This window comes from Massilia agilis, from assembly GCF_024756255.1.
GTDB classification, from domain to species: domain Bacteria; phylum Pseudomonadota; class Gammaproteobacteria; order Burkholderiales; family Burkholderiaceae_D; genus Telluria; species Telluria agilis.
The window spans coordinates 718,743-740,728 of the sequence record NZ_JANUHB010000001.1 but is presented as its reverse complement, the minus strand read 5'-3'; the positions used below and the strand labels follow the sequence as shown (position 1 = coordinate 740,728).

Genomic DNA, 21,986 nt, shown 5'->3' with positions numbered 1-21,986 from the left:
CCGCCCACCCTACGGGGGGCACGGGTAGGGTGGGCAGGTTTCCTGCCCACGCGTTCAGCCAGCAGCAGCGTAGCCGTCAAGCGAGCATGGAAGTCAGCGAATGGACAGCCGGGCCAGCACCCCGGCGCGGTACTGGCGGCTGCACGGCACACGGGCGCCGCCGCGCAGCACCAGCTCGCAGTCGCCCTTGTCGAGCGGGACCACGCGCTCGATCCAGTCCAGCTGTACCGCCGCGCGGCGATGGCAGCGCACGAAGCGCGCGCCAAGCTGGGCGACCAGGTTGGAGAGCGTCTGGCGCAGCAGCGGCTGGCCTTCGGCCGTGTGCAGGACCACGTAGTTGTCGGCCGTCTCGATCCACTGCACGTCCGCCACGCGCACCACGCGGGTGCCGGTGTGGCCCGGCACCAGCAACTGGCGCACCGGGTGACTGGCGCCGAACTCCGGCAGGGCCGGTGCGGCCGTTTGCAGCCGCAGGCGCTCGTTCAGCCGCTCCAGCGCGCGCTGCAGGCGCTGCACATCGAACGGCTTGAGCAGGTAGTCGATCGCGTTGGCGTCGAAGGCGCGCACCGCATACTCGTCGAAGGCGGTCACGAACACCACCAGCGGCGCAGGCGCCGGGAGCGAGGCCGCCAGTTCCAGCCCCGACAGCTCGGGCATCTGGATGTCGAGGAACAGCGCGTCCGGCTTGAGGCCGTCGATCTTCTCCAGCGCCTCGATGCCGTCGCGCGCTTCGTCGATGGCCTCCACGCCCGGCATCGATGCCAGCATGCGGCGCAGCCGTTCGCGCGCGGGGCGCTCGTCGTCAACGATCAGCAGGCGCATGGCAGGCGCATTTCGGCGCGCACGCCGAACGGGGACAGGGCGGCGAGCGAGAGGCTGGCGCGTTCGCCATGCAGGGCCGCGAGCCGCTCGCGCAGGTTGGACAGGCCGATGCCCGGCGGCGCCGCATCGGCGAGCGTGCCGCCATCATCCTCGACCGCCAGCACCAGCTGGCCGTCGTCGCGCCGGGCCGACACCACGATCGCCACCGGCTGGCGGCGGCGTTCGACGGTGTGCTTGAACACGTTTTCCAGCAGCGGCTGCAGGCTCATGACCGGAACAGGGCAGGGCAGCAGTGCCTCGTCCACCTGCCACGCGATGGTGACGCGGTCGGCGAAGCGTTCGGCCATCACGCCCGCGTAACCACGCACCAGGCGCAGCTCGGTGTCGAGCGAGGTCTCGTGGCCGCCGCCCAGGTCGAGCGTGGTGCGCAGCACGCTGGCCAGCTGCGCCAGCGTGGCGTCGGCCTTGTCGACGTCGGTGTGCATCAGCGACGAGACCGTGTTGAGCGCGTTGAACAGGAAGTGCGGCTGCATCTGCTGCGCCAGCCGCTGCAGCTGCGCCTGCTGCAGCAGGCTGTTGGCGCGTTCGGCGCGCAGCCTGGCATCCAGCATTTCGCGATACGACAGCAGGCCGAAGCGAATCACGGTGAACAGGCCGATGAAAATCGAGATCTTGACCGACTCGTAGAAGAATACGTGCGGCCATGGACCGTGGCCATAGGTTTCGCCGGCGGCGCTGTACACCGCGATGCGAATGCCGAAGGCGATCGGGACGAATGCGGCCCAGTACAGCGGGAGCCACAGCGCCTGCCGCGCGAACCAGCGCGACGGGGTGGCCACCAGCGGCTGGTAGCGCCGCGTCAGGCGGTCCTGCAGCAGCATCAGGAGGGTGGCCGCCACCATCGACGAGCCTTCCCACAGCACCGGCTTCCACAGCTTGCCGTCGTTGTTGTAGTTGGCCAGGTAGTCCTGCACCGCGACGGCCACCATCAGGCTCCAGAACAGGAGCCACGCAAGGCCGATGACGATCTTGTTGCGGTTCGAATCCATGACCGGGCAAAGTAGGGGCGACGCGGCGATGATCCTGCATTCGTGCGCCGTTGTCAAAATGGCAGAGCCGATATACTCTCGGCAGGTCCCAGCCGGAGTACGAGAAATGCCAGATGACGACGAGGTGCTTGAGTGTTCCCACCAGGCCGAGTGGGCGCAGTGGCTTGCGGCCAACCACGCCAGTTCCGCCGGCGTGTGGCTGCGCCACGCCAAGAAGGGAAACCCGCAGCGCACGGTAACGTATGCCGAGGCGCTGGAGGTGGCGCTGTGCTTCGGCTGGATCGACAGCCGCAAGCAGTCGGCCGGCGAGCTGCACTTCCTGCAGCGCTGGACCCCGCGCTCGGCCAGGAGCATCTGGTCCAAGGTCAACCGCGAGGCGGCGCTGCGCTACATCGAGCAAGGCCGCATGCAGCCAGCGGGCCTGGCCGAGGTCGAGCGCGCCCGGCGCGACGGCAGGTGGGACGCGGCCTACGATTCCGCGCGCGCGGCAAGCGTTCCGGCTGACCTGCAAGCCGCCCTGGACGCCAGCCCGGCGGCAGCGAAATTCTTCGCCACCCTCAGTTCCCAGAACCGCTACGCGATCCTGTTTCGCATCCAGACGGCGAAAAAGCCTGCCACCCGCGCGGCCCGCATCCAGACGTTCACCGAAATGCTGGCGCGCGGCGAGACCATCCACCCGCAACGCAGCGCGTAGGCCGGCATTCAGCCGTCGCCTTCGTCCTTGTCCTTGCTGGCGCGCTCCACGTCCAGGCGCGCCTTCATTGCGCCGACCTGGCCCATGAACTCGTCCACGCTGTGGTCGCGGCTTGCGCGCAGCTCGGGCGGCATCAGCACCGACATGTACAGCTCGTCGCCCAGGCGCCCGCTGCGCTGCTCGTTGGCGATGAAGGCCAGGCCCGACCCGAGCAGGCCGAGCGCCACGCAGATGAAGCCGAACCGGCGCGTGCGCTGCGGCCGCACGGTGGCAAGGTGGAACCACACCATGCCCGCGACCAGCGCGATCGCCACGTGCGAGCCGTAGCGCGTGAGCGGCTCGAGCGACCACGCATAGCCCAGCGCCGAGGTGCCCAGGCGGTAGAGCGTGAGCGCCGCGGCCCCGCAGCCGAAGATGAACAGGTGCCGCCCCAGCCGCGCATGGCGCCCGAAGAGGCGGTTGGCAAAGGCCCACATGCCGCTCCATAGCAGCGCCGCGCCAAGGCCATAAGCGACTGCCTGCAGGTAGCGGATCAGCTCGAACGACTGGGTGTCGGCCAGCCACATGAGGAACAGCGAGACCGCGCCGACCAGCAGCACGCCGGCAAAGCCGGGCAGCGCGCCTTCCCAGCGGTGCATGGTCCGGTCCAGCAGCTCCGGCGCGACCGGGTGGTCCGCCGGCCGCACGCGCAGCGAGGTGTGCCCAAGGCGCACCACGGTGTCGCCGTCCAGCAGCACGCTCTGGCTGCGCCGCCCCTTGTGCACCACGCCATTGCGCGAGCCCAGGTCGCGCAGCACCGGTGCGCCGGCCGCGCCCAGTTCCACCACGGCGTGCTGCGGCGCGACGTGGGCGTCGTCCAGGATCACATCGTTGTCGTAGCCACGCCCGAGCCGGATCGGCAGTTGCGCCAGCTGGTGCCGGTGCAGCACGTCGCCGTTGACGGCCAGCGTTTCGACGAACCACGGGCCTTTCATCGCCGCGTCCTTCCCAGCGCGGTAAGAAAGGCGCGCGTGACGCGCATGCCGTTCTCGTACGAGACCCCGGCCACGTCGAGCCGGCTTTGCAGGCTGGCCTGGTCGTCGTCGGTACTGGCGGTGAGCAGGGTGAAGTTGTACAGGCCCGGGAATTTGCGGTACGCACGCACGCAGGTCACGGCGCGCAGCGGCAGCGACTGCGTGGCCACGAACTGCTCGGTACACGAGGGGCCGGTCAGGCGCGTGTCCTTGCGGCTGCCGATGCGGTCCACGCGGAACTGGTTGGTCGCCAAGAACGCGAAGCGCAGCGGATTGAGGCTGGACGAGCGCAGGTACTGGTGCGTCATCGACACGTAGCCGGTTTGCTGCGAGTCCGAGACGTAGATTGCCGCTTCCATCGCGCAGCTGATCGCGTCTGCCGTGTAGGGCGCCTCGGCCTTGAAATTGGAGCGCCCCCAGCAGCGCACCTGGCCCGACTCGCGCACCGGCACCAGGTAGGGCCCCATCGACTTGACCGACAGCGGCTTTTCCAGCAGCCGGTCGATCATGCCGCGCTGGTGCGCCAGCAGCTGCTGGCCGATCACGGGATTGAAGTCGCGCGGCGGCGCGCGCTGGGTGGCGACCTTGTGCAGCAGCTCCTGCGCATACTTCACCGGCACCAGAAAGCTCACCAGCTCGCCGTCGCGCCGCTTGGACACGTTGACCCCGGCCACCGTGCCCGCTTCGGTCACGCTCGGCCCGCCGCTCATGCCCGAGTTGATCGGGCCGGTGAACATCAGCTGGTCATAGAAGCTGCGCGTGATGACCCCGTTGTACGCGCCTTCGGAGATCGCAAAGCCCAGGTCGAGCGGGTTGCCGAGCGAGTACAGGTACTGCCCCTGGGTGAGCTTGACCGCGCGTTCCGGCACCTTGAAGAAGCCGCTGCCGCTGCGGTTGATGCGCACCACGGCCAGGTCGTGCAGCACGTCCACGGCCAGCAGTTCGACCGGGCCGCTGTTGCCGTCGGTGTCCATGTACTCGCCCACGTACACGTCTGGGTCGAGCGCCATCTGCGACACCACGTGGTAGTTGGTCAGCACCAGGTTGGAGGTGCCGACCATGAAGCCGGAGCCCACCTGCGACTGGCTGCGGCCATTCCTCAGCAACATGCGAATCTGCAGCAGGTCGGCGCGCGCGGACGAATACAGTTGCTGCGCGGCGGTGGAAGGCGGTGGCAGGGCGCCGGCGTCCGTTTCGGCAGGGCCGGGCGCGGGTGGGACGAGGGTAGGGGGCGCCACCAGCGGCGTTGGCTCCCGGGGCTTGCCGGCAGCGTTCTTTTGTGCGGCAGACGCGCCCAGCCCGCCGGCAAGGCACGACAGTACGACAGCAATGGCAAGGCGGTTCATGCAACCCTTCGATGGCAAGTCGACAGCGCCTACTTTGCCACCAAACGGCGCAACCGCCGCACACGCTACAGCTGGCCGTCCTCCACCGGTTCGGTCACCGGATTCATCATGTGACCGAGCTTGGCAGCCTTGGTGTTCAGGTAATTGTTGTTGAAGGCGTTGCGGTTGACCAGCAGCGGCACACGCTCGACCACGTCGATGCCCAGGCGGGTCAGGGCGTCGATCTTGCGCGGGTTGTTGGTCATCAGGCGCACCTTGCGCACGCCGAACTGCTCGAGCATCGGCTTGCACAGCTCGTAGTTGCGGGCGTCCGCATGAAAGCCCAGCTGCAGGTTGGCTTCGACCGTGTCGGCGCCGGCTTCCTGCAGGCGGTAGGCGCGGATCTTGTTGACCAGGCCAATGCCGCGGCCTTCCTGGCGCAGGTACAGCAGGATGCCGCGGCCCTCGGCGGCGATCTTCTTGAGCGCGCCTTCGAGCTGGGCGCCGCAGTCGCAGCGCTGCGAGAACAGCACGTCGCCGGTCAGGCATTCGGAGTGCACCCGCGCCAGCACCGGCTCACCGTTGCCGATGTCGCCCAGCACCATGGCCAGGTGCTCCTTGCCGGTTGCGTGCTCGACGAAGGCGTGCAGGGTAAATTGCGCCCACGGCGTGGGCAGCGCGCACGACGTCACATAGTCAAGCAGCGGTTCATTGGCAGGTGTGGCGGACATCTTGGCGTTCTCTGGTTTTGTATTGCTGTAACCGCTAAGTTTACCGGAAATTCGGGTTTTCCGTGCGGATTGGGCCCCCCGCAGGCCCGGTTCATGCCGGCAGGTCGAACACGAGCAGCTCGGCATCGGCCGCATCGATCAGCCGGATCGACGGCTCGCCGGTGAGCTTGAGCGCGTCGCCCGCGCGCAGGTGGGCGCCGTTGGCCCACACCTCGCCGCGGATCAGGTGCACGTAGCCGCGCCGGCCCTTGGCCAGCATGTGCTCGACGTCGTCGTTGCCATCCATGAGCGAAGCGTACACGGCGGCATCCTGGTGGATCGTGATCGAGCCGTCGCGGCCGTCGCTGGAGGCGATCAGGCGCAGCCGGCCGCGCTTGGACTCGGGCGGGAAGTGCTTTTCCTCGTAACCTGGCGCAATGCCGGCTTTTTTCGGCTGGATCCAGATCTGCAGGAAATGCACCGGCTCGGTGGCCGAGCCATTGAACTCGCTGTGCTGCACGCCGGTGCCGGCGCTCATGCGCTGCACGTCGCCCGGGTGCAGCACCGAGCCGGTGCCCATGCTGTCCTTGTGTTCCAGCGCGCCTTCGAGCACATAGGAGATGATCTCCATGTCGCGGTGCCCGTGGGTGCCGAAGCCCATGCCGGGCGCGACCCGGTCCTCGTTAATCACCAGCAGCGGCCCAAAGCCGGTGTGGCGCGGGTCGTAATAGGAAGCGAACGAAAAACTATGTTTTGACACCAGCCAGCCGTGGTCGGCGTGGCCGCGCTCTTCGCTCTTGCGCATTTCGAGCATCTTATCCTCCGTTTCTTGGGCCGCTGCGCAGCGGGTCGAGCAGGCTGCGCAAGGCGTTGTGGTCGATTTCGTACATCAGTTCGAGCAGTTGCCCCAGTTCGCCCTTGGGAAAACCCTCGCGTGCGAACCAGCCAAGATAGTGGCCGGGCAGGTCGGCGATCTTGTGGCCCTTGTATTTACCGAAGGGCATCTCGCGGGTGAGCAGCAATTGCAGGTGTTCTGGTTTCATTGCTGCCACTTTAGCAAAGTTGGCGGGCGGTGTAGCATGGACCCCGATGGGGAGGATGCCATGGATACCGATTACGACCTCGAACGCTTCGTCACCGCGCAGGACGAGGTGTACGCGACCGTGCTGGCGGAGTTGCGCGCCGGACGCAAGCATACCCACTGGATGTGGTTCATTTTTCCGCAAGTGGCGGGGCTGGGGCACAGCGCGACGGCGCAGAAATACGCGATCGGCTCGTCCGACGAGGCGGCGGCCTATCTGGCGCACCCGGTGCTGGGGCCGCGCCTGCGCGAGTGCGCCACGCTGGTTGCCAAGCATGACGATACGCCCATCGAACAGATTTTCGACAGCCCGGACGACCGCAAATTCCAGTCGTCGATGACGCTGTTTGCCGACGTGGCGCCGGACGAGGCCGTGTTCCAGAGCTGCCTCGATCTGTTTTTCGATGGCAGGGCCGACCCTGCCACGCTTGATTTCCTTAGCAAGGAGCATTGATGACCAATCTTGTCCGCCTGCGCGACTTCGTGCGCGAATTCACCCGGCTGGTTGACAGCGGCGCCGACGAGGCGCGGATCTTCAGCGACGGGCGCGAGCTGTTGCGCGCGCTGGTCGCCGTGGACGACTGGCTGCCCGACGAATTCGCCCGGCCGCACCGCGACCGCTACCGCCAGTTCCTGCTGCACTGCGACCCGCTGGAGCGGTTTTCGGTCGTGAGCTTCGTGTGGGGGCCGGGCCAGGCCACGCCGGTGCACGACCACACGGTGTGGGGCATGGTCGGCGTGCTGCGCGGGACCGAGCGCTGCCAGGAATTCGCGCTGCCTGCCACACCCGGGCCGATGGTCTCGACCGGTTCGCACGCGCTGCCCGCCGGCGCCATCGACCTGGTCTCGCCCACCGTGGGCGACATCCACCGCGTTTCGAACGCGCTGGCGGACGGGGTGTCGGTCAGCATCCATGTGTATGGCGCCAATATCGGTGCGGTGGCCCGCCATACCTTCGACCTGGCCAGTGGCGAGCGCAAGCGCTTCGTGTCCGGCTACGAGAACGAGACCGTACCCAACCTGTGGAGGGTGTGACGCCGATGTAATGTTGTTGCGTATAATCGCCGGGTGGCATTTCGCCCTATATTAGAAAACAACAATTTATGGCTTCATCCTCAGACAACATCAGCATGGCGGTGTTCTGCGACTTCGAGAACGTCGCACTCGGCGTTCGCGACGCCAACTACGAGAAATTCGACATCAAGCCCGTGCTGGAACGGCTGCTGCTCAAGGGCAGCATCGTCGTCAAGAAGTCGTACTGCGACTGGGAGCGCTACAAGGGCTTCAAGGCCGGCATGCACGAGGCGAACTTCGAGCTGATCGAGATCCCGCACGTGCGCCAGAGCGGCAAGAACTCGGCCGACATCCGCCTGGTGGTCGATGCGCTCGACCTGTGCTACACCAAGTCGCACGTCAATACCTTCGTCATCATCAGCGGCGACTCGGATTTTTCGCCGCTGGTGTCCAAGCTGCGCGAGAACGCCAAGCAGGTGATCGGCGTGGGCGTCAAGCAATCCACCTCGGACCTGCTGGTGGCCAACTGCGACGAATTCATTTTCTACGACGACCTGGTGCGCGAAAAACAGCGCGCCGCCGCCAAGCGCGACGAGCGCAAGTCGCAGCCGCAGGCCAAGCGCCCGAGCGACGACCGCCGCAAGGAAGAACTGGAAGCACGCCGCACCCAGGCGCTGGAAATGGTCGCCGAGACCTTCGACGCGCTCGTTTCCGAGCGCGGCGACAGCGGCAAGATCTGGGCCTCGCTGCTCAAGGACACGCTCAAGCGCCGCCGCCCGGATTTTTCCGAGACCTACTACGGCTTCCGTACCTTCGGCAACCTGCTGGAGGAGGCGCAGAGCCGCGGGCTGTTCGAATTCGGGCGCGACGAAAAGTCCGGCGCCTACGTGTACCGCAGCAGCGCGGCGCCTGCCGCGCCGGCCGTCGAGCCGGTCCAGCAGGTCCAGAGCGTGCCGGAACTGGCGCTGGCCGAACAGCTTGATACCAGCGCGCTGCCCGAATCGCAGCCGGAGCCCAAGCCCGAGTCGCGCCGCCGCGGCCGTGGCGCTCGCAAGCAGGCCGGGCGCGACGAGCAGGAAATGATCGCGCGCGCCGACGAAGCGGTGCAGCACCAGGTGGCGCTGGCCCAACCGGTCGCGGCGCAGGAACAGGCGCCGGCGGAAGCGGCCGAGGCGCTGGGCGAAGCGGAAGGGCTGTCCGAACGGATCGAGGCGCCGGTCGCGCAAGCCGCCCCGGCGCCGGCCAAGGAGCGTCGCCGCTCCACCCGCAAGCCAAAGGCGGCCGCTGTGGCGGAAGCACCGGCAGCAGAGCCGGCCCCGGTCGCCGAGAGCGCGGCTGCGGTGGAGGCCACGGCCGAAGCCGCCGGCCAGGACGAGACGGCGGATGAGGGCGCCGAGGCAAAGGCCGCGCGCAAGAAGACCGCGCGCCCGGCCCACAAGGCCCCGGCACGCAAGAGCGCTCCGCGCAGCCGCCGTCCGGCCAAGCCGAAGACGCCGCCGGAAAGCGCGTAAGCCGAACGGCGCGACGCGAGGGCGTCGCTCTGCTATATTGGCCAAACCGCGCGTTTGCGCGCGCGGTTCCTGGTCGTTGCCGCAGAACCGTTAGTGCCGAGGAAGCCGCCATGCGCAAGCTCATCGTACCGCTGATCCTGCTCGCCGCCGCCATCCACGGCGTCCGTGCCGAGCCGCCCGCGCCGGCGCGCAACCACCCGCTGCTGGGCATCTGGAAGCTCGACCTGCCAGATGTCGGCTGCTCCGAAACCTATCACTTCCGCAGCGACGGCACCTCGCTCGTTACCAGCGCCGAAGAAGTCTCCGAGAGCGAGTTCAAGGTGCCGGACAAGCCCAGCGCCAAGGGCTTTTACCGGCTGGAAGACCGCATCGTGAAGGACAACGGCAAGAAAGACTGCGCCGGGCAAATCACCAAGGTAGGCACGCACGCGACCAACTTCATCATCTTCCACCCGTCCGGGGTGCTGTTCCTGATGTGCGCCGACGAATCGATGCGCGCCTGCATCGGCCCGTTCGAGCGGGTGATGGGGCAGGAGACCTGAATAAGCTTGTCTTCTCGTGCTGTAAACGCAAGGTGACCGAGTTCAAGCGAAATGACGCCAAGCCCTGGCCGCATCCATTTCAATCGGAGCCAGCTTCAGCACGCTTTCAAACACGCCAAGGATTTCGGTGTCACCGGTAATGCAAGCCGACAGAAGCTTGGTGAATTCGCACATGCGATCGAAAGTCATATCGCGGATTCTGGCACCGTGGCAGTTTCGGGGTCGTACCGCGGTCTAACGGTGACGCATTTCGTCAATCCCGCCACGGGCTTGAATGTTATTCTGGATCAGGCGGAGCATTTCCTGACCGGATGGAAGCTAAGTCAGGCGCAGCGCACTCATGTGCTCCGCACTGGAAAACTTGGAGGCGGAAAATGAGCAACGTTGCGCAGGATTACCGGGATTTGTTGCAGCGATTCCTGAGTAATCAACTTGAAGCGCAGGAATTCCAGACCGCGTATCTCGAAAAGTTTCAGAACGAGAAAAGACATCTTTCCGAAGAGCTGTACGAGGTGCTCGATGCACTGTTTGGCGACGTCGACGCGTTTTGCCCAGACCCAGAGCTGCTGGCTAAGCTGAACGCCGACCTGCCCGGCTTCTATCTCAGCGAGCCTGTTTTGAGAACCCGTGTTGAGCGCGCGTTTGCCCTGCTCGCAAATCTGCAACACATCAGTGGTGTTAAGTAAGAGCAGGGCCCCCCTACTGATTCGTGTTTGCCTTGACCACGCTACAGCCTGCGAACCGCGTGCGCGGGCTATGATGGCCCTTGTCATTGCTTCCGTGTATATTGCTGGGCGATCAACCTAGCAACGGAAACTTATGTCCCCGGCACTCCTTTTCTGCATCCTGATCGGCTATTTCGGGCTCCTGATGGCGGTCGCATGGGCCACCGGCCGCAACGCCAACAACGACAGCTTCTTCATTGGTAACAAGAGCAGCAACTGGATGCTGGTCGCGTTCGGCATGGTCGGCACCACGCTGTCCGGCGCCACCTTCATCAGCGTGCCGGGCGCGGTGGGCAACGACGGCTTTGGCTATGGCCAGATCCTGATTGGCTACGTGATCGGCTACATTGCCGTCGCCTACATCCTGCTGCCGCTGTACTACCGCCTCAAGCTCACCTCGATCTACCACTATCTCGACGTGCGCCTTGGCCGCCGCGCCTACCAGAGCGGCGCCGGCTTCTTCATCCTGTCGCGCCTGCTGGGCGCCACGGCCCGGCTCTACCTTGTGGTCAATATTCTGCAGGCCCTCATCCTGGATAGCCTGGGCGTGCCGTTCTGGCTGACGACCTTTGTGGTGCTGGGCATGATTTTGATGTACACCTACCAGGGCGGCGTGAAGACCATCGTCTGGACCGACACGCTGCAGACCACTTGCATGCTGGCCGGCCTGTTCTTCTGCGTCGGCTTCATGCTCAGCGAACTGAACCTGTCGATTCCCGAGAGCCTGGCGCGCATGCACGAGCAGGGCCTGTCGCGCGTGTTCACCTTTGACGCCGACAGTCCCAATTTCTGGCTCAAGCAGATCGTGGCCGGCGCCTTCATCGTGGTCACGATGACCGGCATGGACCAGGAGATGATGCAAAAGACGATCTCGGTGAAAACCGTCGGCGACTCGCAGAAGAACCTGCTGAGCCTGACCGCAGTGCTGGTGGTCGTGCTGTCGGCCTTCCTGTTCCTGGGCGGCCTGCTGTACCTGTACGCGCCGATCGTCGGCGTCACCGCCACCGGCGACAAGATCTTCCCGGCCGTGGTGATGGGCCATTTGCCTGCCACGGTCCAGATCATCTTCCTGGTGGCGCTGATCTCGGCGCTGTTCCCGAGCGCCGACGGGGCGATCACTGCGCTCACCTCCACCTTCTGCATCGACATCCTGGGCATCCAGCGCCGCAACGACCTGTCGGAAGAGGCCAAGGTGCGCCTGCGCCGCCACGTGCACCTGGGCTTTGCCTTCCTGTTCCTGGCGCTGGTGCTGGTGTTCAAGTGGGCGGACAATCCGAGCATGATCGGCGTGATCCTGAAACTGGCCAGCTACACCTACGGCCCGCTGCTGGGCCTGTTTGCGTTCGGCATGCTGACCCGCCGCACCCTGAACGACCGACTGGTGCCGTTTGTCACGATCGGCGCACCGATTCTTTGCGGGCTTCTTGAGGCCAATCAGAAGTATCTGCTTGGAAACTACCGTCTCGGGCTTGAACTGCTCATCGTAAATGGCATATTGGTGTTTGCTGGCCTGTTTGCCATTTCCCAGCGTGAGAAAGCCGGGTCCGCAGCCGTCACCGCTTAACTTCCCGCCAACTTTTTTGCCGGAGTTCCGATGTCCTTCAAGCCTTTTTCGATGTTGCGCCGGGGTGTGGGCGCGCTGTGGCGCGGCATTGACGCCACCCGCCGCGTGGTGCTCAACCTGTTCTTCCTGATCGTGCTGATCGCCTTCCTGTGGGCCTTGTTCGGCGGCGGCGCGCGGCCGTTGGCGCCGAAGACCGCGCTGGTGCTCGAGCTCAAGGGCCAGCTGGTGGAAGAGCACAGCGGCAGCGTGGCCCAGAGCCTGGCCGAGGGCCTGGGCGGCGAGGTGCGCAAGACGGTGCAGCTGCGCGACCTGCTCACCGTGCTCGATGCCGCCGCCAAGGACCCGAACATCAGCACCGTGCTGGTGTCGCTGGACCAGCTGGACATCGCGGGCATGGCCTCGATGCACGAGTTCGGCGCCGCGCTGGACCGCGTGAAGGCGGCCGGCAAGCCGGTGGTGGCCTGGGGCGGCAGCTACGACCAGAAGCGCTACCTGGTCGCATCGCACGCCAACGAGGTGTACGTGCACCCGATGGGCATGGTGCTGATCCAGGGCTTCGGCCACTACCGCAACTACTACCGCGACGCGCTCGACAAGCTGGGCGTGACCGTGAACCTGATGAAGGTGGGTACCTACAAGAGCTTTGCCGAGCCGTTCATCGGCAACGGCCCGTCGCAGGCGGCGGTGGAGGCGGACACCTACCTGTACAACGGCCTGTGGGGCAGCTACACGGCCGAGGTGGAGAAGAACCGCAAGCTCGCCGCCGGCACGCTCAACGCCGACATCGAGCAGCTGCCGCAGAAGATGGCGGCGGCGGGCGGCGACGCGGCCAAGGTGGCGCTGGCCGCCGGGCTGGTGGACGGCATCAAGAACAAGGACGAGGTGCGCGCGCTGCTGGTCAAGCGCGGCGCCTACGACGAGCGCATCAAGAGCTTCCGCCAGGTGTCGTTCGACGACTATTTGGCGCGCCACCCGCAAAAGCTGCTGGGCGACGCGGTCGGTGTGGTGGTGGCCGAGGGCGATATCACCGAAGGCACCGGCGCGCCGGGCACGGTGGGCGGCATCTCCACCGCCAACCTGATCCGCAAGGCGCGCGAGGACGACCAGGTCAAGGCCGTGGTGCTGCGTGTGAATTCGCCGGGCGGCAGCGCTTACGGCTCCGAGCTGATCCGGCGCGAGCTGGAGCTCACGCGCGCCGCCGGCAAGCCGGTGGTGGTGTCGATGGGCGACGTGGCGGCCTCGGGCGGCTACTGGGTGTCGATGGCGTCGGACGAGGTGGTTGCCGACCCGGGCACGATCACCGGCTCGATCGGCGTGTTTGCGATCATCCCGACCGCCGACAAGGTGGGCGACAAGCTCGGCATCCACACGGCCGGCGTGACCACCACCTGGCTGGCCGACCCCTACAACCCGCTGCGCCCGCTCGATCCGCGCTTTGGCCAACTGGTGCAGTCGAGCATCAACCACATCTACAGCGAGTTCACCGGCAAGGCGGCGCTGGCGCGCAAGACCACCGCCGCGAAAATCGACGAGGTCGGGCAGGGCCGCGTGTGGACCGGCGTGCAGGCCAAGGAGCGCGGGCTGGTCGATACCCTGGGCAGCTACCAGGATGCGCTCAAGTCGGCCGCGCGCCGCGCCAAGCTGGGCGAGGATTTCCGCGTCGCCTATGTCGAGCGCCCGGTGTCGCCGTTCGAACGCTTCTTGCAGAAGGTGGGCGTGTCGTCGGATCAGTTTATCAAGGTGCAGGTGAAGCTGGGCCTGCTGCCGGAAGGGCTGGAATCGGCGCTGCCGGCGGCCGCGTCCACCGGCGTGATGAAGGACCTGGGCTGGCTGGCCGGTGTGGCCGACGGCAGGAAGCCGTTCTCGGCGGTAACACACTGCCTGTGCCAGGTGCCGTGAATGTAGCGAGTTTGTAACGGCAAGTAGCACTGATACATGCAGCAGGGCCCCAAGGGCGCGGCACCCAGCCGCGCCTTTTTTCTTTTCTGAACGGGAAACGGAAGGGCTCGCGCTATGTACGATGCGAAACATATCGTCATGGGTCTCCGTGCTAAAGTCAGTCGGTCAACAGCTTCGCGCTCCCGCCCGGGAGCTGAACAGGATGAGCATGGATTCGACCGTCACCCCCGACAAACCCGCCACCACCACGCCCCGCACCCGCCGCTCGCGCGTGATCGGCGCCATCATCGCCGTGCTGGCCATGATCGGCCTGGCGGCGCTGGCCTGGCACCTGACGCACCAGGCGCCCGCCGCGGGCGCTGGCCCGGGCGCGGGGGCGGGCGGCAGCCGGGCGGCCGGTGGCGCAGGCGGTGCCCGCGGCGGCGGCGGGCCGGGCGGACGCGGCATGCCGGCCACCACCGTGGGCGTGGCCACCGCCGAGCGCGCCGACATCCCGGTGTACCTCGACGCATTGGGCACGGTGACGGCCACCGCCACGGCCACCGTGCGCGCGCAGGTGGCGGGCGTGCTCCAGAAGATCAACTTCACCGAGGGCCAGCTGGTGCGGCAGGGGCAGGTGCTGGCCACCATCGACCCGCGCTCGTTCCAGATATCGCTGCAGCAGGCCACCGGCCAGCGCATGCGCGACGAGGCGCAGCTCGAAAGCGCGCGCGTGACGCTGTCGCGCTACCGCACGCTGCTGGAACAGGATTCGATCGCGCGCCAGGACGTGGACACGCAGGCCGCGCTGGTCAAGCAGCTGGAAGGCACGGTCACGGCCGATCGCGCGGCCGAGAACATGGCCAAGCTCAATCTCGGCTACACCGAGGTGAAGGCGCCGATCGCCGGGCGCGTGGGCCTGCGCACCGTGGACGTGGGCAACCTGGTGAGCACGGGCGACGCCAACGGCGTGGCCGTCATCACCCAGCTCACGCCGATCGACGTGCAGTTTTCGGTGCCGCAGGATCAGCTGCAGGAGCTGCAGGCGCGCATGCGCGAAGGCGCGCGCCTGCCCGCCACGGCGCTGGACCGCACCCGCACGCAAACGCTGGCCCAGGGACGCTTCATGGCGCTCGACAACCAGGTGGACGTGCAGACCGGCACGGTGCGCGCCAAGGCCCGCTTCGAGAACGCGGACGGCAAGCTGTTCCCGAGCCAGTTCGTCAACCTGCGGCTGCAGGTGCGCACCATCGGCAACGCGGTGGTTGTGCCGGTGACGGCGCTGCGCCACGGGGCGGACGGCGACTTCGTGTATGTGCTCAATGCCGCCGAGCGCACCGTCGCGCTGCGCCCGGTCACGCGCGGCGAATCGACCGTGGACAAGGTTCAGATCCGTAGCGGGCTGCAGGCCGGCGAGCAGGTGATCACCGAGGGCGCGGATCGGCTGAAGGACGGCGCCAAGGTGGTGCTGCCGGGTGACCGGCCGGCCATGGGCGGCGCCGGCGGTGCGCGCGGTGGGCGGCGTGGCCAGGCGGGGCAGGGCGCCGATGCGCAGGCGCCGGCCGCAGGCGGAGCCGGCGCGGCCAATCCGCGCCGCCAGCGCCGCGACAACGCACAGCAGTGAGCCGACCGCAATGAGTCCATCCGGTCCGTTCATTCGCCGCCCGGTCGCCACGGCGCTGCTGATGGTGGCGATCGTGCTTGCTGGCCTGGTCGGCTACAAGTTCCTGCCGCTGTCGGCGCTGCCGCAGGTCGACTTCCCGACCATCCAGGTGCAGACGCTGTACCCTGGCGGCAGCCCCGAGGTGATGGCGCGCACCGTCACCGCGCCGCTGGAGCGCAACTTCGGCCAGATGACGGGACTGTCCCGCATGAGTTCCACCAGCGCCGCCGGCGTCTCGGTGATCACGCTGCAGTTCGGCCTGGGCCAGACGCTGGACGTGGCCGAGCAGGAGGTGCAGGCCGCGATCAACGCCAGCAGCACGCTGCTGCCGACCGACCTGCCGGCCCCGCCCGTGTACGCCAAGGTCAACCCGGCCGACGCGCCGGTGCTCACGCTGGCCATCACCTCCGACACCATGCCGCTGACCGAGGTGCAGAACCTGGTCAACACGCGCCTGGCGCTTAAGATCAGCCAGGTCTCGGGCGTGGGCCTGGTCACGCTGCAGGGCGGGCAAAAGCCGGCGGTGCGCATCCAGGCCAACACCGAACAGCTGGCCTCGTACGGGCTGGGGCTCGATACGCTAAGGAGCGCGATCACCGCGGCCAACGCCAACAGCGCCAAGGGCAGCTTCGACGGCCCGACGCGCGCCTACACCATCAACGCCAACGACCAGCTGGTGACGGTGCCGGACTACCAGAACCTGATCATCGCTTACCGCAACGGCGCGCCGGTGCGCCTGTCCGAGGTGGCGCGTGTGGTGAACAGTGCCGAGAACGTCAAGCTCGGGGCCTGGGCCAACATGAAACCGGCCATCATCCTGAACGTGCAACGCCAGCCGGGCGCCAACGTGATCGCGACGGTGGACGCGATCAAGCAGCGCCTTCCCGAACTGCAGGCCAGCCTGCCGCAGGCGGTACAGCTGACCGTGCTGTCGGACCGCACCGCCGGCATCCGCGCTTCGGTCGAACACGTGCAGTTCGAGCTGGTGCTGGCCGTGCTGCTGGTGGTGCTGGTGATCTTTGCGTTCCTGCACAGCGTGCGCGCCACCGTCATCGCCAGCCTGGCGGTGCCGATCTCGCTCATCGGCACCTTTGGCGCGATGTACCTGCTCGGCTACAGCCTGAACAACCTGTCGCTGATGGCGCTCACCATCGCCACCGGCTTCGTGGTGGACGATGCGATCGTCATGATCGAGAACATCGCGCGCTACATCGAGGAAGGCGACAAGCCCATGGCCGCCGCGATCAAGGGCGCCACCCAGATCGGCTTTACCATCATTTCGCTGACCGTGTCGCTGATCGCGGTCCTGATCCCGCTGCTGTTCATGGGCGACGTGGTCGGCCGCCTGTTCCGCGAGTTCGCGGTCACGCTGGCGATCACCATCCTGATCTCGGCGGCGGTGTCGCTGACGCTGGTGCCGATGATGTCCGCGCGCTGGCTGCACAGCAGCGCCGAGGAAAAGCCCAACCGCTTCGCGCAGCGCTTCCATGCCTTGTTCGACCGCGTGATCCACCGCTACGACCATGCGCTGGCCTGGGTGCTCGACCGCCAGCCGATGACGCTGCTGGTGGCCTTGGGCACGCTGCTGTTGACCGTGCTGCTGTATGTGTTCATTCCCAAGGGCCTGTTCCCGACGCAGGACACCGGCCAGCTGCAGGCCAGGGTAGAGGCGCGCGAAGGCATCTCGTACGAGCGCATGGCCGAACTGCAGCAGGCCGCCGCGCGCGAGATCCTGGCCGACCCGGACGTGCAGTCGCTCAGCTCGACGGTTGGCGTGGATGCGGCCAACAACACCATGCTCAACGCCGGCAGCATGCAGATCAACCTGAAGGATGGCCACCGCAACCAGGCCGACATCATGGAGCAGCTGCGCCGCCGCGTGGCGCAGGTGGCTGGCCTGGCGCTGTACGTGCAGCCGGTGCAGGACCTGACCATCGACGCCGAGACCGGCCCGACGCAGTACCGCCTGTCGATCGAGGGCGCCGACAACGCCACCGTGACGCAATGGGCGAACCGCCTTGCGCAGCGCATGCGCCAGCAAAGCCAGCTGCGCAACGTGACCACCGACGCCGGCGCCACCGGCGCGGCGGCGTTCGTCAACATCGACCGCGACAGCGCCTCGCGGCTGTCGATCACCGCGTCCAACGTCGACGACGCGCTCTACAGCGCCTTTGGCCAGCGCATCGTGTCCACCATCTTCACCGAGACCAACCAGTACCGCGTGATCCTGGAGGCGCTGCAGGGCGAACAGATGTCGCTGGACGCGCTCAATCGCCTGCAGTTGCGCACGGGTTCCGGGCAGCCGACGCCGCTGTCGGCGATCGCGACCATCAACGAGCAGCCGGCGCCGCTGCAGATCACGCACGTGGCGCAGTACCCGGCGACCACGGTCGGCTTCGATACGGCGCCCGGCGTCAAGCTCGGGCAAGCGGTGGACGCGGTGCGCGCGGCTGCGCTCGATGTCAAGCTGCCGCCGGCGGTCACGCTGACCTTCCTTGGCGCGTCCGGCGCCTACCAGGCCTCGCTCACCAACCAGCTGTGGTTGATCCTGGCCGCCGTGGTCTGCGTGTACATCGTGCTGGGCGTGCTGTACGAGAGCTACATCCACCCGCTCACAATCCTGTCCACGCTGCCCTCGGCCGGTGTGGGCGCGCTGCTGGCGCTGATGGTCACGGGGCAGGGACTGGGCGTGATCGGCATCATCGGCATCATCCTCCTGATCGGCATCGTCAAGAAAAACGCGATCATGATGATCGACTTCGCCATCGAGGCCGAGCGTGACGACGGCAAGGCTCCGCGCGAGGCGATCCACCAGGCCGCGATGCTGCGTTTCCGCCCGATCCTGATGACGACGCTGGCCGCGCTGTTTGCCGCCATACCGCTGATGCTGGGCTGGGGGCAGGGCGCCGAGCTGCGCCGCCCGCTGGGCCTGGCCATCTTCGGCGGCCTGATCGTGAGCCAGCTGCTCACGCTGTTCACCACGCCGGTGATCTACCTGGCGTTCGACCGGCTGGCGCGCCGCTGGAGCGGCCGCGCGCCGGCCAAGCCGCGCGAGGTTGGCGCATGAACCTGTCGCACTGGTTCGTCCGGCGCCCGATCGGCACCGTGCTGCTCACGCTCGGCCTGGCGCTGGCGGGCATTGCGGCGTTCTTCGTGCTGCCGGTGGCGCCGCTGCCGCAGGTGGACTTCCCGGTGATCTCGGTGAGCGCCAGCCTGCCCGGCGCCAGTCCCGACACCATGGCCACCAGCGTGGCCACGCCGCTGGAGCGGCGTCTGGGCGTGATCGCGGGCGTGAACGAGATGACCTCGAACAGCGGCAACGGCTCCACGCGCATCAGCCTGCAGTTCGACCTGAACCGCAAGATCGACTCGGCCGCGCGCGAGGTGCAGGCCGCGATCAACGCCTCGCGCGCCGACCTGCCGGCTACGCTGCGCAGCAATCCCACCTACCGCAAGGCCAACCCGTCCGATGCGCCGGTGCTGATCCTGGCGCTCACCTCGCGCACGCGCACGCCGGGCCAGATCTACGATGAAGTGTCCAACCTGGTGCAGCAGCAGATCGCGCAGGTGCAGGGCGTGGGGGACGTGGAGATCGGCGGTGGCTCGCTGCCGGCGGTGCGGGTTGACCTGAACCCGTACCAGCTCAACCACTACGGGGTGGCGGCCGAGGACGTGCGCGCCGCGCTCCAGGCCAGCAACCCGAACCGGCCCAAGGGCGCAGTCGAGGCCAACGGCACCCGGCTGCAGATCTACTCGCAGGCCAACACGCCCAGCGGCGGGCGCTTTGCCGCCGACTACCGCGGCGTGATCGTCGCGTGGCGCAACGGGGCGCCGATCCGGCTGCAGGACGTCGCCACCGTGTATGACGGCGTCGAGAACGTCAATACCCTGGGGCTCTTTAACGGCAAGCCGGCGGTGATCGTGCTGGTGACGCTGCAGCCGGGCGCGAACGTGATCCAGACGGTGGATGGCGTCCGTGCGCTGCTGCCCACCTTGCAGGCCCAGTTGCCAGGCGACGTGACGCTGCAGGTGGCGTCCGACCGCACCAATTCGATCCGCGCCTCGCTGCACGAAATCGAAATGACCCTGATGATCTCGGTGCTGCTGGTCGTGGTGGTGGTCAGCGTTTTCCTGCGCAGCGTACGCGCGACGGTGGTGCCGGCGGTGGCCACGGTGGTGTCCTTGCTGGGTACCTTCGGCGTGATGTACGCGCTTGGCTTCTCGCTGAACAATCTGTCGCTGATGGCGCTGACCGTGGCGACCGGCTTCGTGGTCGATGACGCCATCGTGGTGCTGGAAAACACCAGCCGCCACATCGAGCGCGGCATGGACCGCATGAAGGCGGCCTTGCTGGGCGCGCGCGAGGTGGGCTTTACCGTGCTGTCGATCAGCCTGTCGCTGGTGGCCGTGTTCATCCCGCTGCTGTTCATGGGCGGGCAGGTGGGGCGCCTGTTCCGCGAGTTTGCGGTGACGCTGTCGGCCGCGGTGCTGATCTCGCTCGTCATTTCGCTGACCACAACGCCGATGATGTGCGCATGGCTGCTCAAGAAGAGTACCGTCGAGCGCAAGCCCAACCGCTTCGCGCGGGCGGCCGAGCGCGGTTTTGCGCGGGTGCTGCGGGTGTACGAGCATGCGCTCGACTGGGCGCTCGACAGCAAGCTCTTGGTCATGGCGATCCTGTTGTTCGTGGTCGGCCTGAACGTGTACCTGTACGCAGCCGCACCCAAGGGCTTCTTTCCAACGCAGGACACGGGCCAGATCAACGGCGGCCTGCGCGCCGACCAGAGCATTTCGTTCCAGGCCATGCAGGGCAAGCTGCGCCAGTTAGTTAGCATCATCAAGAGCGACCCGGCGGTGGACACCGTGGTCGGCTTTACCGGCGGCTCGCGCGCCGGCGGCGGCTTCATGTTCGTGAATCTCAAGCCAGCCTCGCAGCGCAAGGAGGGCGGGCAGGAAGTCATCGCCCGGCTGCGGCCCAAGCTCGCGCGCGTGACCGGCGTGACGCTGTTCCTGAATCCCGTGCAGGACCTGCGCATGGGCGGGCGCCAGAGCAATTCGGCCTACCAGTACACGCTCAAGAGCGATAACCGCGCCGACCTGCGGCTGTGGGCCACGCGCCTGGCCGATGCGATGAAGCGGCAGGGCGCGCTGGTGGACGTGGACACCGACCAGGCCGAGAACGGCGTCGAGACCTACCTGAACATCGACAAGGAGAGCGCGTCGCGGCTCGGCATCAGCACGCGCGACATCGATAACGCCCTGTACGACGCCTTCGGCCAGCGCCAGGTGGCCAACATCTACTCCGAGCTGAACCAGTACCATGTGATCATGGGCGTGGCGCAGCAGTATGCGCAGTCGCCGCTGTCGCTGGAGGATATCTATGTGCCGGCCAAGAATACGGCAGCCGCAAGCGCGCTGCGCACCAATACCAGCCCATCCAGTGCCGCTTCCAGCACCGCCACCGCTGCCGGCGGTGCGGCCCTCAACCTGGTCAGCGGGATCGCCTCGTCCGCGGCCAGCGGAACTCCGTCGGCGCCCACCAACCTGACGGCGGCGCGCGACCCGGCCAGCGGGCAGGCCATCTCGGGATCGATGTCCACGATGGTGCCGCTGTCGGCGATCGCCAGGTTCAGCGAGCGATCCACGCCCAGTTCCGTCAACCACCAGGATGGCGAACTGGCCACCACCGTGTCGTTCAACCTGGCGCAAGGCTACAACCTGTCCGATGGCCAGGCCGCGGTGCGCCAGGCCGAGGCGGACATCGGCATGCCCAACAACGTGCGCGGCAGCTTCCAGGGCACGGCGCGGGCGGCTCAGGAATCGAACCAGCAGCAGCCGCTCCTGATCGCGGCAGCGCTGGTGGTGATCTACATCGTGCTGGGCATTCTGTACGAGAGCCTGGTGCACCCGGTGACGGTGCTGACCACGCTGCCATCGGCAGGCGTGGGCGCCGTGCTGGCGTTGTTGCTGTTCAAGATGGAGTTCTCGATCATTGCGCTGATCGGCATCTTCCTGTTGATCGGCATCGTGAAGAAGAATGCGATCCTCATCATCGACTTTGCGCTGGAGTCGGAACGCGCGCGCGGATTGACCGCCGCCGAGGCCGTGCGCGAAGCCTGCCTGCTGCGCTTTCGCCCGATCCTGATGACGACGCTCGCCGCCGCGCTGGGCGCCTTGCCGCTGGCGATCGGCTTTGGCGAGGGCTCGGAGCTGCGCCGCCCGCTCGGCATTGCCATCATCGGGGGCCTGATCGCCAGCCAGCTGCTCACGCTCCTGACCACGCCGGTGGTGTACGTCCTGCTCGACAAGCTGCGCCGCAGGGATGCGTCCGAACGCGAGCTGGTGCGCCACCCGCTCGACGACGAAGTCCAGTCCACCCCAACATGAGTGCCCCT

At 67.1% G+C, this 21,986-nt stretch carries 19 protein-coding genes; 12 read left to right on the top strand and 7 right to left on the bottom strand.

Annotated features, from left to right (window positions below; translation table 11 throughout):
* Positions 1 to 93: 93 nt before the first annotated feature.
* Positions 94 to 822 (bottom strand): LytR/AlgR family response regulator transcription factor, encoded by a 729-nt coding sequence (locus NX774_RS03320; protein WP_258820714.1) that lies wholly within the window; start codon positions 820 to 822, stop codon positions 94 to 96.
* Positions 810 to 1,871, bottom strand: a complete 1,062-nt coding sequence (locus NX774_RS03315; protein WP_258820713.1) for a sensor histidine kinase — start codon at positions 1,869 to 1,871, stop codon at positions 810 to 812. Before NX774_RS03315 ends, NX774_RS03320 begins: the two co-directional genes overlap by 13 nt.
* 106 nt (positions 1,872 to 1,977) lie before the next feature.
* Between NX774_RS03315 and NX774_RS03310 the strand changes: the two genes are divergently transcribed.
* Positions 1,978 to 2,565 (top strand): YdeI/OmpD-associated family protein, encoded by a 588-nt coding sequence (locus tag NX774_RS03310; RefSeq protein ID WP_258820712.1) that lies wholly within the window; start codon positions 1,978 to 1,980, stop codon positions 2,563 to 2,565.
* Between the two features lie 8 nt (positions 2,566 to 2,573).
* On the opposite strand, the gene NX774_RS03305 is transcribed toward NX774_RS03310, so the two are convergent.
* From NX774_RS03305 to NX774_RS03285, 5 genes are all read right to left on the bottom strand, one after another.
* Positions 2,574 to 3,539 carry an FHA domain-containing protein gene (locus tag NX774_RS03305; RefSeq protein WP_258820711.1) on the bottom strand — a complete coding sequence of 322 codons (966 nt, stop codon included), beginning with the start codon at positions 3,537 to 3,539 and terminating at the stop codon, positions 2,574 to 2,576.
* The gene (locus NX774_RS03300; protein ID WP_258820710.1) at positions 3,536 to 4,924 is read right to left on the bottom strand and encodes a S1 family peptidase; all 1,389 of its coding nucleotides are present in this window, start codon (positions 4,922 to 4,924) and stop codon (positions 3,536 to 3,538) included. The genes NX774_RS03305 and NX774_RS03300 overlap by 4 nt, the downstream gene beginning before the upstream one ends.
* Before the next feature lie 65 nt (positions 4,925 to 4,989).
* On the bottom strand, positions 4,990 to 5,634 hold the full coding sequence (gene ribA / locus NX774_RS03295; protein ID WP_258820709.1) for a GTP cyclohydrolase II: 645 nt from the start codon (positions 5,632 to 5,634) through the stop codon (positions 4,990 to 4,992).
* A 91-nt stretch (positions 5,635 to 5,725) separates the two neighbouring features.
* Positions 5,726 to 6,427 carry a pirin family protein gene (locus tag NX774_RS03290; RefSeq protein ID WP_258820708.1) on the bottom strand — a complete coding sequence of 234 codons (702 nt, stop codon included), beginning with the start codon at positions 6,425 to 6,427 and terminating at the stop codon, positions 5,726 to 5,728.
* 1 nt (position 6,428) lies between these two features.
* Positions 6,429 to 6,656, bottom strand: coding sequence for a DUF3820 family protein (locus tag NX774_RS03285; protein WP_258820707.1), 228 nt, complete (start codon positions 6,654 to 6,656; stop codon positions 6,429 to 6,431).
* Positions 6,657 to 6,716: 60 nt separating this feature from the next.
* Between NX774_RS03285 and NX774_RS03280 the strand changes: the two genes are divergently transcribed.
* From NX774_RS03280 to NX774_RS03230, 11 genes are all read left to right on the top strand, one after another.
* Entirely contained in the window at positions 6,717 to 7,148 is a 432-nt protein-coding gene (locus tag NX774_RS03280; protein WP_258820706.1) for a DUF1810 domain-containing protein, read from the top strand.
* Entirely contained in the window at positions 7,148 to 7,729 is a 582-nt protein-coding gene (locus tag NX774_RS03275) for a cysteine dioxygenase family protein (RefSeq protein WP_258820705.1), read from the top strand. Before NX774_RS03280 ends, NX774_RS03275 begins: the two co-directional genes overlap by 1 nt.
* 68 nt (positions 7,730 to 7,797) lie before the next feature.
* The gene (locus tag NX774_RS03270) at positions 7,798 to 9,219 is read left to right on the top strand and encodes an NYN domain-containing protein (RefSeq protein ID WP_258820704.1); all 1,422 of its coding nucleotides are present in this window, start codon (positions 7,798 to 7,800) and stop codon (positions 9,217 to 9,219) included.
* Positions 9,220 to 9,329: 110 nt separating this feature from the next.
* The gene (locus NX774_RS03265) at positions 9,330 to 9,761 is read left to right on the top strand and encodes a hypothetical protein (RefSeq protein ID WP_258820703.1); all 432 of its coding nucleotides are present in this window, start codon (positions 9,330 to 9,332) and stop codon (positions 9,759 to 9,761) included.
* A gap of 51 nt (positions 9,762 to 9,812) precedes the next feature.
* Complete coding sequence (locus tag NX774_RS03260) at positions 9,813 to 10,139, top strand: colicin D domain-containing protein (RefSeq protein ID WP_258820702.1); 327 nt, start codon at positions 9,813 to 9,815, stop codon at positions 10,137 to 10,139.
* Positions 10,136 to 10,447: a colicin immunity domain-containing protein gene (locus NX774_RS03255; protein ID WP_258820701.1), complete on the top strand. Its 312-nt coding sequence runs from the start codon at positions 10,136 to 10,138 to the stop codon at positions 10,445 to 10,447. Before NX774_RS03260 ends, NX774_RS03255 begins: the two co-directional genes overlap by 4 nt.
* 133 nt (positions 10,448 to 10,580) lie before the next feature.
* Complete coding sequence (locus NX774_RS03250; protein ID WP_258820700.1) at positions 10,581 to 12,050, top strand: sodium:solute symporter; 1,470 nt, start codon at positions 10,581 to 10,583, stop codon at positions 12,048 to 12,050.
* A 30-nt stretch (positions 12,051 to 12,080) separates the two neighbouring features.
* Positions 12,081 to 13,949, top strand: a complete 1,869-nt coding sequence (gene sppA, locus NX774_RS03245; RefSeq protein ID WP_258820699.1) for a signal peptide peptidase SppA — start codon at positions 12,081 to 12,083, stop codon at positions 13,947 to 13,949.
* A gap of 208 nt (positions 13,950 to 14,157) precedes the next feature.
* Entirely contained in the window at positions 14,158 to 15,552 is a 1,395-nt protein-coding gene (locus NX774_RS03240; protein WP_258820698.1) for an efflux RND transporter periplasmic adaptor subunit, read from the top strand.
* A gap of 10 nt (positions 15,553 to 15,562) precedes the next feature.
* A complete protein-coding gene (locus tag NX774_RS03235) occupies positions 15,563 to 18,658 on the top strand; it encodes an efflux RND transporter permease subunit (protein WP_258820697.1) in 3,096 nt (1,031 codons plus the stop codon).
* Positions 18,655 to 21,978, top strand: coding sequence for an efflux RND transporter permease subunit (locus NX774_RS03230; protein ID WP_258820696.1), 3,324 nt, complete (start codon positions 18,655 to 18,657; stop codon positions 21,976 to 21,978). The genes NX774_RS03235 and NX774_RS03230 overlap by 4 nt, the downstream gene beginning before the upstream one ends.
* The last annotated feature ends 8 nt before the right edge of the window (positions 21,979 to 21,986 follow it).

Bases quoted from the DNA above. Each gene is read 5' to 3' on its own strand.
- NX774_RS03255 (WP_258820701.1), top strand. From the start codon at position 10,136: ATGAGCAACGTTGCGCAGGATTACCGGGATTTGTTGCAGCGATTCCTG.
- NX774_RS03310 (WP_258820712.1), top strand. From the start codon at position 1,978: ATGCCAGATGACGACGAGGTGCTTGAGTGTTCCCACCAGGCCGAGTGG.
- NX774_RS03270 (WP_258820704.1), top strand. From the start codon at position 7,798: ATGGCTTCATCCTCAGACAACATCAGCATGGCGGTGTTCTGCGACTTC.
- NX774_RS03305 (WP_258820711.1), bottom strand. From the start codon at position 3,539: ATGAAAGGCCCGTGGTTCGTCGAAACGCTGGCCGTCAACGGCGACGTG.
- ribA (WP_258820709.1), bottom strand. From the start codon at position 5,634: ATGTCCGCCACACCTGCCAATGAACCGCTGCTTGACTATGTGACGTCG.
- NX774_RS03275 (WP_258820705.1), top strand. From the start codon at position 7,148: ATGACCAATCTTGTCCGCCTGCGCGACTTCGTGCGCGAATTCACCCGG.
- NX774_RS03240 (WP_258820698.1), top strand. From the start codon at position 14,158: ATGGATTCGACCGTCACCCCCGACAAACCCGCCACCACCACGCCCCGC.
- NX774_RS03280 (WP_258820706.1), top strand. From the start codon at position 6,717: ATGGATACCGATTACGACCTCGAACGCTTCGTCACCGCGCAGGACGAG.
- NX774_RS03285 (WP_258820707.1), bottom strand. From the start codon at position 6,656: ATGAAACCAGAACACCTGCAATTGCTGCTCACCCGCGAGATGCCCTTC.
- sppA (WP_258820699.1), top strand. From the start codon at position 12,081: ATGTCCTTCAAGCCTTTTTCGATGTTGCGCCGGGGTGTGGGCGCGCTG.
- NX774_RS03290 (WP_258820708.1), bottom strand. From the start codon at position 6,427: ATGCTCGAAATGCGCAAGAGCGAAGAGCGCGGCCACGCCGACCACGGC.
- NX774_RS03300 (WP_258820710.1), bottom strand. From the start codon at position 4,924: ATGAACCGCCTTGCCATTGCTGTCGTACTGTCGTGCCTTGCCGGCGGG.
- NX774_RS03260 (WP_258820702.1), top strand. From the start codon at position 9,813: ATGACGCCAAGCCCTGGCCGCATCCATTTCAATCGGAGCCAGCTTCAG.
- NX774_RS03265 (WP_258820703.1), top strand. From the start codon at position 9,330: ATGCGCAAGCTCATCGTACCGCTGATCCTGCTCGCCGCCGCCATCCAC.
- NX774_RS03230 (WP_258820696.1), top strand. From the start codon at position 18,655: ATGAACCTGTCGCACTGGTTCGTCCGGCGCCCGATCGGCACCGTGCTG.
- NX774_RS03250 (WP_258820700.1), top strand. From the start codon at position 10,581: ATGTCCCCGGCACTCCTTTTCTGCATCCTGATCGGCTATTTCGGGCTC.
- NX774_RS03315 (WP_258820713.1), bottom strand. From the start codon at position 1,871: ATGGATTCGAACCGCAACAAGATCGTCATCGGCCTTGCGTGGCTCCTG.
- NX774_RS03320 (WP_258820714.1), bottom strand. From the start codon at position 822: ATGCGCCTGCTGATCGTTGACGACGAGCGCCCCGCGCGCGAACGGCTG.
- NX774_RS03235 (WP_258820697.1), top strand. From the start codon at position 15,563: ATGAGTCCATCCGGTCCGTTCATTCGCCGCCCGGTCGCCACGGCGCTG.